Annotated in this window: 13 protein-coding genes; 5 read left to right on the forward strand and 8 right to left on the reverse strand. The window is 49.6% G+C overall.

From position 1 onward, the window contains the following. Positions 1 to 20: 20 nt before the first annotated feature. The 5 genes from HMPREF1647_RS04800 to HMPREF1647_RS04820 all read left to right on the forward strand — a co-directional run bounded on the left by HMPREF1647_RS04800 (position 21) and on the right by HMPREF1647_RS04820 (position 5365). Complete coding sequence (locus HMPREF1647_RS04800) at positions 21 to 1472, forward strand: PTS transporter subunit EIIC (protein ID WP_052039147.1); 1452 nt, start codon at positions 21 to 23, stop codon at positions 1470 to 1472. Positions 1473 to 1570: 98 nt separating this feature from the next. After that, positions 1571 to 3073 (forward strand): glycoside hydrolase family 32 protein, encoded by a 1503-nt coding sequence (locus HMPREF1647_RS04805; protein ID WP_052039148.1) that lies wholly within the window; start codon positions 1571 to 1573, stop codon positions 3071 to 3073. A 539-nt stretch (positions 3074 to 3612) separates the two neighbouring features. Then, positions 3613 to 3867 carry a DUF4160 domain-containing protein gene (locus HMPREF1647_RS04810; RefSeq protein ID WP_035432557.1) on the forward strand — a complete coding sequence of 85 codons (255 nt, stop codon included), beginning with the start codon at positions 3613 to 3615 and terminating at the stop codon, positions 3865 to 3867. 12 nt (positions 3868 to 3879) lie between these two features. Then, positions 3880 to 4314, forward strand: coding sequence for a DUF2442 domain-containing protein (locus HMPREF1647_RS04815; RefSeq protein ID WP_035432559.1), 435 nt, complete (start codon positions 3880 to 3882; stop codon positions 4312 to 4314). Between the two features lie 151 nt (positions 4315 to 4465). Then, positions 4466 to 5365 carry a Fic family protein gene (locus HMPREF1647_RS04820; RefSeq protein ID WP_035432561.1) on the forward strand — a complete coding sequence of 300 codons (900 nt, stop codon included), beginning with the start codon at positions 4466 to 4468 and terminating at the stop codon, positions 5363 to 5365. A 144-nt stretch (positions 5366 to 5509) separates the two neighbouring features. Here the strand turns inward: HMPREF1647_RS04820 and HMPREF1647_RS04825 are convergent, their stop codons facing one another. The 8 genes from HMPREF1647_RS04825 to HMPREF1647_RS04860 all read right to left on the reverse strand — a co-directional run bounded on the left by HMPREF1647_RS04825 (position 5510) and on the right by HMPREF1647_RS04860 (position 15307). Next, complete coding sequence (locus HMPREF1647_RS04825; protein WP_222926892.1) at positions 5510 to 5839, reverse strand: IS3 family transposase; 330 nt, start codon at positions 5837 to 5839, stop codon at positions 5510 to 5512. Positions 5840 to 6123: 284 nt separating this feature from the next. Continuing rightward, positions 6124 to 7455 carry an FAD-dependent oxidoreductase gene (locus HMPREF1647_RS04830; protein WP_035432564.1) on the reverse strand — a complete coding sequence of 444 codons (1332 nt, stop codon included), beginning with the start codon at positions 7453 to 7455 and terminating at the stop codon, positions 6124 to 6126. A gap of 421 nt (positions 7456 to 7876) precedes the next feature. Continuing rightward, positions 7877 to 9628: an ABC transporter ATP-binding protein gene (locus tag HMPREF1647_RS04835; RefSeq protein WP_035432566.1), complete on the reverse strand. Its 1752-nt coding sequence runs from the start codon at positions 9626 to 9628 to the stop codon at positions 7877 to 7879. Beyond that, positions 9621 to 11393, reverse strand: coding sequence for an ABC transporter ATP-binding protein (locus tag HMPREF1647_RS04840; RefSeq protein WP_035432568.1), 1773 nt, complete (start codon positions 11391 to 11393; stop codon positions 9621 to 9623). Before HMPREF1647_RS04840 ends, HMPREF1647_RS04835 begins: the two co-directional genes overlap by 8 nt. A 103-nt stretch (positions 11394 to 11496) precedes the next feature. Beyond that, complete coding sequence (locus tag HMPREF1647_RS04845) at positions 11497 to 12471, reverse strand: helix-turn-helix transcriptional regulator (RefSeq protein ID WP_035432571.1); 975 nt, start codon at positions 12469 to 12471, stop codon at positions 11497 to 11499. After that, the gene (locus HMPREF1647_RS04850; protein ID WP_035432573.1) at positions 12458 to 13963 is read right to left on the reverse strand and encodes an ABC transporter ATP-binding protein; all 1506 of its coding nucleotides are present in this window, start codon (positions 13961 to 13963) and stop codon (positions 12458 to 12460) included. The genes HMPREF1647_RS04845 and HMPREF1647_RS04850 overlap by 14 nt, the downstream gene beginning before the upstream one ends. A gap of 7 nt (positions 13964 to 13970) precedes the next feature. Next, positions 13971 to 14705 carry an energy-coupling factor transporter transmembrane component T gene (locus tag HMPREF1647_RS04855; RefSeq protein WP_052039149.1) on the reverse strand — a complete coding sequence of 245 codons (735 nt, stop codon included), beginning with the start codon at positions 14703 to 14705 and terminating at the stop codon, positions 13971 to 13973. After that, positions 14705 to 15307: an MptD family putative ECF transporter S component gene (locus HMPREF1647_RS04860; protein WP_035432576.1), complete on the reverse strand. Its 603-nt coding sequence runs from the start codon at positions 15305 to 15307 to the stop codon at positions 14705 to 14707. Before HMPREF1647_RS04860 ends, HMPREF1647_RS04855 begins: the two co-directional genes overlap by 1 nt. Positions 15308 to 15626 lie beyond the last annotated feature (319 nt).

Here is a 15626-nt window from a genome sequence, read left to right on the forward strand (position 1 = left end):
GTCCAGACAAGGGAGGAAGCATGGACTACACGAACATATCCAAAGAGGTGCTCGCCAACATCGGCGGCATCGACAACCTCGAGGGCGCCACGCACTGCGTGACACGCCTGCGTCTCGTGCTCAAGGACACGAGCGCCTACAACCAGGCGGAGCTCGAGAAAATCGACGGCGTCAAGGGCGTGCTGTTCAACAGCGGCCAGCTCATGATCATCTTTGGCACGGGCACCGTCAACAAGGTCTACGACGCGTTCATGGAGCTCACCGGCACCAAGGAGATCAGCGCCTCCGAGGTCAAGGCCAACGAAGCTGACAAGAAGGGCAAGTTCTTCGCGGTGCTGAGGGTGTTCTCCGACATCTTCATCCCCATCATCCCCGCCTTCGTGGGCGCCGCCATCATCATCGGCCTCAAGTCGCTGCTCACCGCCAAGGGTCTCTTTGGCATGGAGGGCAGCCTCGCCGAGAGCAACGAGTTTCTCGCGAGCATCGCCAGCTTCTTTGCGATCATCGCGACCACTTTCGATTTCCTGCCCATCCTGGTGATGTACAGCGCGGTCAAGCGCTTTGGCGGCAACCCCATCCTGGGCATCCTCGTGGGTATCGTCATGGTGCACCCCAGCCTCGTGAACCGCAACGCCTACGTGCTCGATCCCACGGGTGCCGCGAACTGGAACTTCTTTGGACTCATGATTCCGCAGGTCGCCTTCCAGGGCGGCGTGTTCCCGGCTATCCTTACCGCTTGGTTCATGGCTAAGGTCGAAAAGCTTGCTCAGAAGTACATTCCCGAGGTCGTCTCCTTTGTATTCGTCCCTACGGTCACACTGCTCGCCGCCAACATCGCCCTGTTCACGGTCTTCGGCCCCGTTGGTAACCTTATTGGCGACGTCCTCGCCGGCGTCATCGACGTGCTTTACAACCGCATGGGCGTCTTTGGCGCGTTCATCTTCGCGGCCTTCCTGCAGCCACTCGTTGTGACTGGCACGCATCAGTTCATCCAGGGCATCGAGGCCAACCTCGTCGCCACCACCGGCTTCAATTACATCCAGGCCATCTGGTCCGTCTCCATCATCGCCCAGGGCGGTGGTGCCATCGGCATGTACCTGCTGCACCGCAAGCACTCCCGCGAGCGCAACATCTGCATGTCAAGCTTCATCCCCACTCTCGTGGGAATCTCCGAGCCGGCCATCTTCGCTGCGAACATGCGCTACTCGATCATCCCGTTTGTCTGTGCTTGCATCGGCGCGGGCTGCGGTGGCGCCTTCGTTAAGCTTATGGAGGTGCGTGCCATTGGCCAGGGCCTGACTGGCGTGCTCGGCCTGCTCATCGTCACGCCCGAAACCCTCGTGTGGTACGTGGTCGGCAATCTGATTGCCTTTGTGGTTCCTATTGCGCTGATCTTCGCGTATAACAAGGCCAAGGGCGTCCCCACCACCGACGACGGCAACAGCGCGCCGGGCTTCCAGGTCTCGCTGTAATCACGAACTAGGCTGTTCCCGGGTGGGGTGCGAAGGATGGTATAACGCCGTTTTCGCGCCCTACCCGGGATGGCTCTTTTGCAAGGAAGGCTCTTTTTATGAACACCTTCTCCACCCAGATTGACCGTGCAGCATACGAGGCCTGGCGCGAGAACAGCGCCGAGGAGCGTGCGCGCGTCGCCGCCGACCCCGACCGCCTGGCGTTTCACATCCAGCCCGAGGTCGGCTGGCTCAACGACCCCAACGGCCTTGTGCAGGTCAACGGCATTTATCACATATACCATCAGTACAATCCCTTTGACGCGGCACGCGGCGGGGCCACCATGTGGAATCACCTGTCTACGCAGGACTTCGTGCACTACCGCGATCACAGTCCGGCGCTTTTCCCCGACGCTGCGGTTGACGCGAGCGGCGCGTACTCGGGCTCGGCTTTTGTGGAGCGTGAGAGTTGTGCGGGCGGTGCTCGCGAAAGCGCTGAGAGCGGTCGCATCCATTACTTCTATACCGGAAACGTCAAGCACACCGACCGCGACGACTATGATTACGTGCTCACAGGACGCGAGGCCAACCAAATTCATCTGGTGACCAATGACCCTTGTGAGCTGGGCGAGAAGCGCGTTTTGCTAACAAACGCCGACTACCCGGCAGACATCAGCTGCCATGTGCGCGATCCCAAGGTCCTGAAGCACGACGGCACTTACTACATGGTGCTAGGTGCTCGCACGCGCGACGACATCGGCTGTGTGCTGGTCTATACCTCGCGTGACCTTGATCACTGGACCTATACCACGCGCATCACGCTGCCTGAGCGCTTTGGTTACATGTGGGAATGCCCCGATCTATTCTTCCTTGACGGCGAACTTGTGCTGGTGTGCTGTCCGCAGGGCGTGCCCGCCGAGGGGTTCGATTACCAGAACGCGCACCAGTGTGTGTTCTTCCGCGTGCAGGCAGATTTTTCCAAGTCGAGCTTTGAGCTGGTGGACGATGGCCGGCCGCGCATGCTCGACCACGGCTTTGACTTCTATGCCCCGCAGTCCTTTGAGGACGAGCAGGGGCGTCGTATTGCGTTTGGTTGGGTTGGCTTACCCGACCCCGACTACGACAACCCCACGGTTCCTCGCGGATGGCAGGGCGCGCTTACCGTGCCGCGCGAGCTGCACCTGCGCGACGACAAGCTCGTGCAGCTGCCCGTTGCCGAGATGGAGGACCTGCGCGGCGACGCGCACGAGCTCGCATGCGGCGAACAGATGGATGAGCCCGGCCGCGTGTTCGAGTTGCTCGTATCGTGCGGCGGTGCGAAGGAGCTCAAGCTCAATTTGCGTGCCGGTGTGAAACTGACCTGGCTCGATGGCACGCTGACGTTCGACATGGTCGGAGACGGCCATGGTCGCACCGTTCGCAGCGCGGCCCTCGATCGCTTGGACGATCTGCGCATTCTTTCGGACACATCCGTGCTCGAGATCTTCGCCAACGGCGGCGAGACGGTATTTACCGCCCGCACGTACTCGGACGCCGCGTCCGCTCTTTCCTGCGAAAGTGACGTGCCTGCTGAGGTCACGTACTACCAGCTCGCGCCCATCTCCATGGACCGCAACAACTAGCTCGTCCAATCCACCAGCCCATCATCATCGAAAAGGGACGGAATCACTTCCGTCCCTTTTCACTCTTATCGCTCTTACGCATCCCATCTGTCCTGCGGAAATGCAAGACGACAAAGCCGCTAGCTACGATCCACTTCGCTAGATAGGTGCTAAAGAGGAAGACCACCCGTTTTGGCATCCATTTCGGGCTGTTCCGAGCCTCAAAACCAAGCCGTTTTTCTCCCCGGAAAAAATGAAACTTCGGGCTTGTGGTTTCGAAATAGTTGCGAATTTGTCTCAGGATTTGTCCCAATCACCTACGCGAAGACGCGAGGAGGGATTCGGCGGCAAAGCAGTCGAAGCTGACGACCAAACTAGGACCAACTTGAATGACGCCACGGCAAACGAGCGCGAAAGAGTGGGAATAAGATCCAGCGGAGATTCTTTTTAGTTCCAGTTTGAATTAACTCCTCGGTCACGTTGCGAGGAGTTTTTTATTAGTAAATAGTTGCGGATGATATCACGTTATCGTGATATATTTATTAAAAGAAAGGATATATATGCCTACACTTGCACGGTTTTACGGGATAGTTATACGTATGTATTTCTTGGGTTCAGAGCACAATTCACCGCATATACATGCAATTTACGGTGAGGATACTGCAGCCTTTGATATTAATTCGGGCGAGGAGATTGATGGGAGTCTGCCGCTTCGTGCTGCTGGTATGGTGCGCGAGTGGATAGAGATTCATCAAACTGAGCTTATGGTTATGTGGGAGACGCAAGAATTTAAGAAGATCGAGCCACTCGTCTAAAGGAGGCAGATTATGAAATTTCATAAGGTCAAAGAAGTCTCTGCTCTGACTGACTTAAAGTTGAGTGTTCAGTTTACTAATGGGACTACAAAAATCTACGATGTAGCTCCACTTATGCATCGTTTTTCGGCTTTTAAACTTCTAAAAGATGAATCATTGTTCAGAGATGTTGCGGTTGATCAAGGTGGCTACGGTATTATCTGGAACGATGACCTTGATCTCTCTTGTGATGAAGTATGGGAGAACGGAACGGAAGTTACGACTCCGTTCGATGGACTTATATCGTTTTCAGATGCTAGTGAACTCTGGGGCTTAAGCGAGTCAACTCTGCGCAAGGCTGTTGCATACGGCAAAATAGTTCTAGGAGTGGATGCTCGTAAATATGGTAAGCAGTGGATTGTTAATCGTGATGCTATGTTGCGTGAGTACGGCAACCCTGTGTGCTAAGAGCTACAAATACTTAACCTCAAAATACTGCTCATTTTAGTGGACAATATTTTTGTATGGTTAGATTTCAAATCTTGCCGCTATCGGCAATAAATATCCTCTTTTGTTATAATAATCTCGTCAGTTTTTGCCGATAGGGAGGTAAAGCTCGATGGGATTTCTTTCTGCAGCCCAGATTGCTGAGCTCTGGGGCATATCCGAGAGAAGTGTGCGCAATTACTGTGCAACAGGTCGCGTACCCGGCGCTTTTCTCGTGGGAAAAACTTGGAACATTCCAGCTGATGCGGTAAAACCTTCTCGAAAAAACGCTAAAACATCGTCAACAAGTCCGCTGCTTTCGCGCTTGATTGAAGAAAAGGTCTCAAAAATAAAGGGCGGCATTTACCATAAGCTCCAGGTCGAGCTTACCTACAACTCTAATCACATTGAGGGAAGCAAGCTCTCCCTCGATCAGACACGCATGATTTTTGAAACGGCAACTATCGGCGTTGATGGAAATCCTGTTTATATTGATGACATTGTAGAGACTCAGAATCACTTTCGTGCTATCGATTACGTGATTGACCATGCAAAAGACCCTCTTTCAGAGGTCATCATCAAAGAACTTCACCGTATTCTAAAAATGGGAACAACAGATTCTGCAAAGGACTGGTTTGCTGTTGGAGATTACAAACACCTACCAAATGAGGTCGGTGGGCGAGAAACCACTCTTCCAGAAAATGTTGCTAAAGAGATGAAATCGCTGTTAAAGGCTCATAACTCAAACAACTCCCATTCCTTTGAAAATATTGTTGATTATCACGTTCGCTTTGAGCGCATTCATCCATTCCAAGATGGCAACGGACGTGTTGGTAGGTTGATTATGCTTAAAGAATGCCTTGCTCATAACGTTGTTCCGTTTGTCATTACTGATGACATGAAGTCTTTCTATTATCGAGGGCTCTCTAAGTGGGATAAGGAGAACGGCTATCTTCTTGATACGTGCCTTACAGCTCAGGATAGATTTAAAGCAACACTGGATTACTTCCGAATTCCGTATGGTGATAAGTAGGTGTAACTGCTTTTCTCGCTTTGAGGTTATATTGCTGTTTTTGATCAATAGACGTCAGCTTGTTGCACATGCAGTCGATGAGCTCCTTTTGGATAACGAAAGACCCTCGTGAGCCGTTGCACCACTTCCTCAGGGGAGGGGGGTTCACTGCGTCTTTTGCGTAGTGGTAGTCGTCCAAGGGGTTAGGTAAACGGCGTGAATGCCAAGTTCACGCATATACTTACCAACAGTTCGTTCAGCGATCTTATATCCTTTTGAGCGAAGTTCTTGGGTGATTTTGCCGGCACCGTAAATACAAAGGCTTTTGATCCAAATCGCTTTAATTTCACCTTGAATAAACTTCTTCCGAAGCTTTCGCGGTGATTGGTGATTATGACGCTTTTCTCGTTGATAGTAACCACTTCTTGAGATTCCAACATAATCACACATACCATTGATGGAAGGGTGGGATTCCAAAGCGTGCTGAACGTCCATTTCTTGGTATACCTTTTCGGTAGTTACTTGCTCAGAATTCCGATTGATTTTTTTAATACTTCGATCGCTCCTTCAGCGTCACGAAGTTGACGCTTTAGTCGTGCAATCTCCTTGTCCTTATCGCTGGCAAAATTACCAGAGCCACGGCCAAACTCCCCAGTCTCAGTAACTACTTCCTTAATTATACTAAATCAGAGTCTCTATTTAACTTGTACACTTTTTATTCTAGGCCCATACAAAAAACTGACTTACTCAAGCTATGAGATAAGTCAGTTTTTTAGTTTTTAGAATTTGAATAAGTCATTAAGAGCTTCAGTCATAGTTGGGTGAGCGTAAATTTGGTCACGCAAGTCTTCAGCCTTTAAGTGGTGCTGCATTGCTAAAGTAATGACATTGATAGTTTCGTAAGCTTCTTCAGCGTAAATAGTAGCACCTAAGATTTCGTGAGTTTCTGGGTCAATCAAAGCCTTGTATGAGCCTCTTGGGTTGCCGATGACTTGGGCCTTTGGCACACCAGCTGCAGGCATTGTTAAGACCTTGTAAGCTTTACCTTGGGCCTTTAACTCGCTTTCAGTTAGTCCAGCTGAAGAAATTGCTGGCTTAATGAAGATTGAGTTAGCAAAAACTGGACGATTCTTCTTAGTTCTAGTCTTGTCACCAAAGAGTTGATTGTCCATAATCCGCCAGTCATCAAGCGAAATGTAGGTAAATTGCAAGCTACCGGCAACATCACCCATAGCGTAGATATTAGGAACACTGGTTTCAAGCTTATCGTTAACGACAATTTCGCCTCTTTGGCCAACTTCAAGACTGGTTTTTTCTAGGTGAAGGGCAGCAGTGGCTGGGTGGCGGCCAACTGACACAAGCATCACGTCTGCTTGCAAGTCCTTAACACCATCTTCGGTTTCAACAGTTAAGTTAAGACCAGCTTCAGTTTCTTCAACCTTGGTCAAAGAAGACTTAAGCATGAAGGTAACGCCATCTGCTTCCATATCAGCCTTAGCTGCCTGAGCAATTTCTGGTTCAAACCGGCCCAAGATACTTGGCATTGGTTCAATTACAGTTACTTTACTGCCAAAGCCAGCGTACATTGAAGCAAATTCAAGTCCGATTGGTCCACCACCTAAAATAACCAGATTCTTAGCAAGTTCTTTTTTAGCAAGCATTTCAGTTGAAGTAAATATCTTATCGCCAATCTTTAGGCCATCAATATTTGGTACATTACTTTCGGCACCAGTATTAATGAAAAGACGGTCGAATGTTAATTCTTCTGTACCTGATTCATCAGTTACTTTGATTATCTTATCATCAATAAATTCAGCACTTGCATCAAGCACAGTTGCCAAGTCTTGGTCTGCTATCTTGTGGTAGTTCTTGTTGCGTAGTTTTGCTGTCATAGCTTCCTTAGTTTCGAAAGCTTCTTCATACTTAACTCCTCTTTGAGAGTTAATCACCAAGTTCTTAGTTGGCAAACATGCGATGTTGATACACGTTCCGCCGTACATCATTGGATCTTTTTCAATCAAAAGCACTTCTTCGCCATGACTTGTCAGGCTCCCTGCCAAAGTCTTACCAGCTTTGCCAAAGCCAATAATAATATTCTTAAAATGTCTCATACTTAGACTCCTAATCCAAATTATCGCTACTTATTTTTTGTCAGTAACATATTTTTTTACAAAATATCACGATAGATGTCAGCCGTCTACAATTTTGCTTATAAAAAGCTTCTAAAAGATGAATCATTGTTCAGAGATGTTGCGGTTGATCAAAATAGTTCCAAGAGTGAATGCTCGTAAGTATGGTAAGCAGTGGATTGTTAACCGTGACGCTATGTTGCGTGAGTATGGCAATCCTGTGTGCTAGGGGCTACAAATATACATCCTCAAATACTGTCCATCACATTAGACAGTATGATCAATAGACTTCAACCTGTTGAGAGCGTTCTCGAGAAAAACATAGAGTCACCCGCAGAGCAGGTGACTCTAATTGTTCATTCATCTGTGCTTATTTCCCAAAACTTCGCATATAGCATGCCCATTACTTCGAAATCTGCCAGCCTTCAATACGTGAACGAGCTTCAACAAAGTCATGGTAGGGGCCACTGTGCGAGATAAGCTCCTCATGGGTGCCCTGTTCTGCAACACGTCCATCTCTAAGGAAGAAAATCTGGTCAGCTTCCTCAATTGTTGAGAGACGATGTGCAATTTCAAGCACAGTTTTTCCCTTACAGAGTTGGGCAAGGGCTGCTTGAATTTCTGCTTCGTTTTCTGGATCAACACTTGCCGTGGCCTCATCGAGAACAACAAGAGGCGCATCTTTCAAAATTGCGCGAGCAATTGAGATGCGTTGTCTCTCGCCTCCAGATAGTCGAGCTCCACCTTCTCCAACTTTTGTCTTATAGCCCTCGGGCAGAGCTTTTATGAACTCATCGCAGCGTGCGGCCTTTGCTGCTTCTACAATCTCTTCAAACTGTGCATCTGGCCTGCTTAAAGCAATATTGCGCTCAATCGTGTCATCCATAAGATAGACGTCTTGGAAAACCATGGAGAAGTCCGCAAGAATACTGTCGCAAGAAAGCTCGCGTACATCGTGGTCTCCTATGCGTACGGAGCCACCTGTTGCATCGTAGAAACGTGCAAACAGCTTGGCAACAGTTGTCTTACCTGAACCACTTCCTCCAACAAGAGCTGCAGTTGTTCCCTCGGGAATAGTCAGAGACATTCCGTTAAGTACAAGAGGTCCATCTCCGTAAGCAAATGAGACGTCATGCATCTCAAGGTTGTGATACTCAAGTTTTATAGCTTTGCAATTGTCATCGATCGCGGGTGCGGATTCGATAGCGTCAAGACGGTCGATAACTTCTCCGATGTGTCCAATTACGTAGGCAGCATCGCCACAAGCCTCGATTGATTGGAACAGCATAAAGGAGAACATCACCAGTGTGCAGAAGTTAAGAAGAGATATCGTGCCGTTCAGGAAAGAGATACATACGATAACAATGACGCCAACCGAAGCACTGCGTGTCACAAAGAGAAGCAAGGCATTGAAGGGTTGGAAAGCAAGCTCGGTTTTGAGATTTACATTTCTAGAACGTGCGTATGCGGAGCGTACTGCTGAAACAGCAGCATCTACCTGCCGGTAACTCTTAACAACAGGCATACCGTGGATGTATTCCAACGTTGCCTGAGACATATCCTCGCGTGCGTCATTTTGTGCGGGCGACAAACGCGCGGAATTTTTGAACATCAGCTCCAGTACCACCGTTGCTACCGCAATTGCAGCCAATGCGAGGATGCAGGCCCGCAGATCCATGAAGGCGAGAAACGCCACCATTGCAGCTGCGGTTATGTATCCGTTGCCAAGCATGTCTACCATGCGCATACCGTGGATTTCCACGAATGACAGCTCGGTTGTGAGTGCCGAGAGAATTTCTCCTGATGGGTGATTGTCAAAGTAACCAAGAGGGACGCGTTTCAGCGCTTCTCCGATACGTACACGCACCTCGTTGGAACGTTCTGCAGCTACGGTTTCCTCGGCTCGTGCTCTTAGCCACATGAGCGCAGCGCGTAGCGCAATCGAAGCAATAATGGCCAGTCCAGCCGTAAGTGCAATTTTAAGATCGGGTTTCTCGCCATTTGATAAGCCGAGAAACCCGCACATGGCCCAGGCGGCAATAGCGATGGGTGCTGCAGAAACAAGTGAGATAAGAAAAGAGTATGCAAAGCCAAAGAGAATTCGCGTTTTCTTGTTGCCCGTCCAACGCACCACTTTTATAAGCGCACTAAACATTACGCTGCTCCTTTTTCACTTCATGGGTTCCATTGGAAATGTGTGCTTCCCACATGCGGCGATAGAGATCACTTGAGCCAAGGAGGTCCGTATGTGTTCCCTCAGCGACGATGTTTCCGGAATCCATGACTACTATCTTGTCAAAATTACGCACCGTTGAGATTCTGTGCGCGATTACAATCAGCGTCTTTCCACGTGCAAGTTCTGAGAGTGCCTGTTGAATGAGCTCCTCACTCTCGGGGTCTATGAATGCAGTTGCCTCATCAAGCACAAGAATCGGCGCGTCTTTTAGATAGGCGCGCGCGATAGAGATGCGCTGGCGTTCTCCACCCGAAAGAGCTCCTCCGGCTTCTCCGGAAAGGGTTTCAAATCCATTTGCAAGCTTATCTGCCAATTCTTCACAGTGCGCAGCGGCAAGCGCGCGCTCTACCTCGGCGTCAGTTGCGCCCTCACGTCCGAGCCTTACGTTCTCAAAGATTGTTCGATCAAAGAGGAAATTGTCTTGAGTCACAAAGCTCACAAGACCAGCGAGCTGATCAAGTGGTATATCGCGCACGTCAGTTTCCCCGATGCGGATTGCTCCTGATCCTGCATCCCAGAATCGAGCAATGAGCTTGGCCATTGTTGACTTTCCAGAACCACTTGGTCCCACCAGAGCACACGAGGTACCTTCAGGCACTTCAAGAGAGATTCCGTGGAGCACTTCTTCGTTGGAATATGAGAATCGGACGTTTTTGAATGAGATATCGTGGGACGAGATGAGTGCGGGAGAAGAGACTTCGGGCAAGGGTTTCATCTCTAACAGCTTACTAACGCTGTCCATTACCTTCTCGATTTCCTTGAACATATTGGTGTACTGCGTAATTTTAGTAAGAGGACCAATGACGCCGATTGACAACATACATGCAAGAGCCATCTGAGCTACGTCGATACTGCCCGAAGCTACAAGAATGCATCCAACTGGTACAACACCCAGAAGAAGCGTTGGCAGTATTGCAAACATGGCGTTCATGGGGATACGAGCAGACTTATACCAGGCAAGCGTTAGTTTCTCAAATTCAGAGATGTCGTTACGAAAGCGAGCATACGAGGAGTCGGCTTGGTTGAAAGTCTTGATGACTTCGATTCCATCGATGTATTCGACGAGTGTTGAGTTAACGCGCTCACTTGCTGTCCAGTACGCTGCATAGTCTCGTTCAAAGTTTTTAAAAAGGAGTGAAAGGGGCACAATTGACAAGGCTGGTGCGATGAGCATAGAGAGAGCGAGCCGGATATCAATTGAGCACACGATTGCAAAACACAAGATGAGAAGAAGCACATTGCTGGTAAATTCCGGGATAACGTGGGCAATGGGCAGCTCCATTTGCTCAATATCGTCAATGATTATTTTCTTAAGTGCTCCAGAAGGCGCTGATTGAACATCGCCTAGGGAGCATGCAGCAAGATGTTTGCAAGCGGCGTTTCGCAAGTTTTCAAGCGTATGGTAGGCAACGCTGTGTGATGTCGATGTTGAGGCTAGATAGCCTATTGCCTGAACTGCCACTCCGAGAAGGGCAATGAGTGCCCAGTGTCCAACTTCACTGATGGCAAGGGTGCCTGATATTGAAAGCGCAATCAACTTGTAGGCGGCAAAAAAGGGAACAATGCCTCCAACAACACCTACCACAGCAAATAACAGTGAGGCTCCAAGTTTTAGACGCTGTCCGTGTGTAAATGAAGCAAGCTGCTGTATCCAACTGCTCTTTTCCTTTTTGCTAGGGTCCATGGGTCCTCCCAAACGACGAGTATGAGCAAATTGTATTCATAGCTCGTTGCATGAGAAAAGCCCGATTGTCGCGGCTAGCTCCAAGTGTATCTATGCGGGTGGATTATCTTTCTTGTCCAGCGCTTTCACGGTAATCGCCAGGTGCCATGCCAACGACATTACGGAATGTGGAAGCAAATTTTGAGGCATTGGTATATCCGACTTCAAATGCCACCTCACCAATTGGCTTGGAGGTTGTCCGAAGGAGTGTCGCAGCTTGTGCCATGCGATAGCGTGTAAGGTATACGTGCACACTGGTGCCATAAACCTCCTTGAACCACCGCTGCATGCTGGCATAGGGAAACTCGAACTCTTGTGAGAGCTCTTTGAGTGTCTTATGGGAAGAAAGATCAGAGGTTATAGCTCGTTCTATTTCCTTTACCTTATCAACCTGTGCGCGTGTGAGACCGTACTGTCCAATGCGTCCGCCTTCAGGAATATTACTGCCGAGAAACAAGAGAAGCTCCATAATCTTGAGTTTTAGGTAAGCATCTCTAAAGCGGTCATGAGCGTTATATATCTCGCAGAAAATATGCTCGACCGACGGTCCGCTACGGAGCACACTTGGTTCATCGCCTGAACAGAACCTCTCGTAGAGCTGCTTAACACTTACAGGAAAGCCCTCGGGAAACATTGATTGCAGCGATTTATCTGCTATGTCGGGATCAAGACAGACGGTGACACCACGGTAGTGTCCAAACGGAAACCGAAAGAGACTTTCATGTCTTGCGTGATCGTCAATACCAAGATCACCTACGTCAAGGTACAGACATGAGTCAGTTCCGGACTCCCACTCAATTCTTCCTTCTCGACAATAGTTCAGGCAGAGCATGCGTGATCCTGGGGTAAGCTTAAAGCCCGACTCAAGGTTCCATACACTTGTGAAGTCATTGAACATGAGGGTAATTCCAGGCATGACATCGTGCATTGTCATGATGCCCTGTCCGTCAGTACCTTCTGCCCTCCATACAGAATGATCTGTATCGTGCGTCACGCGACGGACGTTGCCACCCATGTCAGCATAGTTAGCAATGTCCATCGTGTCTCCAATCCTCTTCGTTTCTCTGAAGAGTGTTCTCAAAAAATGACAGCACCTTTGACCAGCCCGCATCATCGAGCGTGCCTTGGTCTACAAACGATCCGTCTTCCATGTGGGCAAAGTCGGTGCAACATGCTCTGATGAACTCAGGATCGTGTGTTACAACCACGACAGCTCGTCCTTCCTCCGCTGCTGCGGTAACGCTTGCAGCAACCTGTTCCATATGGGCAAGGTCAAGTCCACTGGTAGGTTCGTCAAGCACGAGTAGGTCACGACCTGATGCAAGTGCCGTAGCGAGGGCAACGCGTTGCATTTGGCCTCCTGAAAGCGACAGCGGATGGCGTTGTGCCAGTTCAGTTAAGTCCAACGATGCAAGTATAGTACGGGTAAGGTGCTCGTCAGCACGACTCGTGGAGTCGAGTACCTCATCAAATACGCTCTCTCGGAAGAGCTGATGGCTTACGTCCTGCATAACCAAGGAGCCGTTTCTTGGTCTGCTTGAGAATGGGCGAGGACCTTCTCCAACATCTTTGGTCCCTTTGCAACCGCTCACAAGACCGCAGATGCAGCGTGCGAAGGTAGACTTTCCAGCACCATTGCTTCCGATGATGGCAGTGACACCTCCTCGCCTGAAGGCGATGCGAGAAACGTTGATGCCGCGGCTCGATTGCGGGTAGTGGTAGTCCATATCCCGTATTTCTACAAACTCGTTCTTCTCGCATCGTGCGCAGCACTGTTCAACTGCAATGGCTGCAAAAGTTGGTGCGCGCAAACCAAGCGCTCGCGCCTCGGCAGCAGTGGATGCATAGAATTGCTTGGAGTCAATCTCGCGTTCCACGCTGCCTGAGCGCATCACAATAATGCGATCGGCGATGCCCTCCAACCAATGAAGTCGATGTTCGGAGATGAGCACAGTACGGCCCTCAGCCTTCCATTTTGCGACAATCTTTCGGAGAAGTCCTATGGAAGCGAAGTCAAGGTTGGAGGATGGTTCGTCAAGGACGAGAACATCCGGGTCAAGCATAGTGGCCGAGCCACAGGCAACACGTTGTTTTTCTCCACCAGAAAGTGAGAGGCAGCTGCGGTCGATAAGATCTGTGAGCTCAAGCGCGTTGGCGACGTCCTTTAAGCGCGTGCGTATCTTGTCAGGCGTTATTCCTTGGTTCTCACATGCAAATGCAAGTTCACCGGTTGTATCTAAACAGAAGAATTGAGTCTTAGGGTTCTGGAAGACTGATCCGACCTTTGGCGCTAGTTCCCAAAGCTCGTGGTTGGAAGGTGTAAGACCACAGACCTCAATCTTCCCCGAGAGTTTCCCCTCATAATAATGGGGGATGAGTCCATTGACGAGCCTTGTTAGGGTTGTCTTTCCAGATCCCGAGGCGCCTGTCAGGCAAACAACCTCACCAGGAGCCACGTTAAGGTTGACTTCGGAGAGGCTGTTTTTCTCGCTTGCCTGATAGCAGTAGCATGCATTTTTTATCTCGATCATTTCAATCCTAGTAGTAGAGCAATGGCGTGATCACCGCGCAGATAACGGCTATGGCGAGAAAGGCGATTACTATCCAGTCTCGTACACGCATGCGCGCTTCGTTTATGTTAGTGCGAGCTGTTGGTCCACCGAGCCCTCGCACAAGCGCCGAAGCAGAGAGATCTTCACCGCCTCGCACTGCTGAGACAAGCAGCGGTACCAGGCAATTCTCGATAGCGGATATAGGGTTTCTGAACGTCTTGCTGCTGCGCATGCGTATAGCAGCAGCTATCTGTCGGTAGTCGTCGGCTATCGCTGGGAAGTATCGAAGCATTACGACAAAGGGAATTTCTACTGCCTGAGGCATGTGCATATGGTCGCATGCTGCCATAAACTCACTCACTGACGTGGTTGTGACTAGCCAGGTTCCCATGGCAATACCAGGGGCGAACTGCCTTACGATTCCCGAGATGCCTAGCGTGGCAAAGAGAGCAACTCCAGTGAGGCATGATTCCGCGATTGCCGCTACAGCGCTTGCAGCCCCGTATAACGTGAGGTAGGTGATTGCTGAGCGGAAATGGTGAGAGAGGGCTAGCATGATGAAAGGTGTTGCGATAAGCAGCGGCTTAACCACAAGAAGAGGCCCCACATTATAAGACCCAAGCATAATTGTTGAGACGACGAGTGTGGAAAGCACTTTAGTGCGGGGATCAAGCACGAGCCCTCGGTTATTGGCAGTTGAGAGGAATAGCCCCTTTTTCATTATGCGATGCCGGCTCGCTCAAAGTGCTTGTGGAGGAGTTTCTTGCCGATGACGGCTCCGATACACCCTGCGACAAATGCAGCAAGAGCAAGAGGTAGAAGGCTCCAGTCAGGAATGTAGCTGGAGAGGGCGTCGGCATATTCCTGTCCGTAGCCAGAGGCGATACCTGCGAAGTAGCTCGCGCGATTCATGACGATGGGAATATAGTTGCCTATCAACCATACGCTCAGGACTCCGTGTGAAAGTATGGCGCGCCCTACGCTGTTATAGTTACCGCTTCTGAGGACAAGGTCGGCGAGAAGACCACATACTGGCCCCGTAATAAAGGCATATACGCCCATGCCGCCGAGACCCATAAGGAGACCGAGGATGGTTCCCATGATGAAAACCATTCCGAAATGCCTTACTTTTGTGATGTAGAGCATGTACGGAATGCCTCCGATAAGCGGACAGATGACGGAGAGCAATGGAATGAATATAGGAACGTAGCCCAGCATTGCCACAGCCATGATGATTATGAAGTAGAGAGCGGTGAAGATACCGATGTTTATAAGGTCTTTCGGTTGCAGCCCTTTTTTCTTGACTGAGGGTGTTTCAGACATAATGCGTCTCCTTTCGGTTAGCTCTATCTAACTTATAAAGGATAGACACAGAGAAACTCAGTCAATAGCCCATTTGTATCATTATGTCCCGTTTGAATCGCACGATAATTTATGATTCATGGAATAAGAGAGCAAACGAAATTGTTAAAAAGTATAAAGCTGAACCTTATGACTACTTTGAGGGTCTCGGATTAATAAAATAAATGTAGAAGTAGGAGCTAATAATTATTTATTCAACTAAGTCTTCAAGTAGTGTTCGTCCCATACCGTTTAAATCTAATTTGTGATCTTGGGTGTAGGAGAGCTCAGTTTCGTGTAA

It is taken from the genome of Lancefieldella parvula DNF00906, from assembly GCF_000758945.1.
In the GTDB taxonomy this organism is placed as follows: domain Bacteria; phylum Actinomycetota; class Coriobacteriia; order Coriobacteriales; family Atopobiaceae; genus Lancefieldella; species Lancefieldella parvula_C.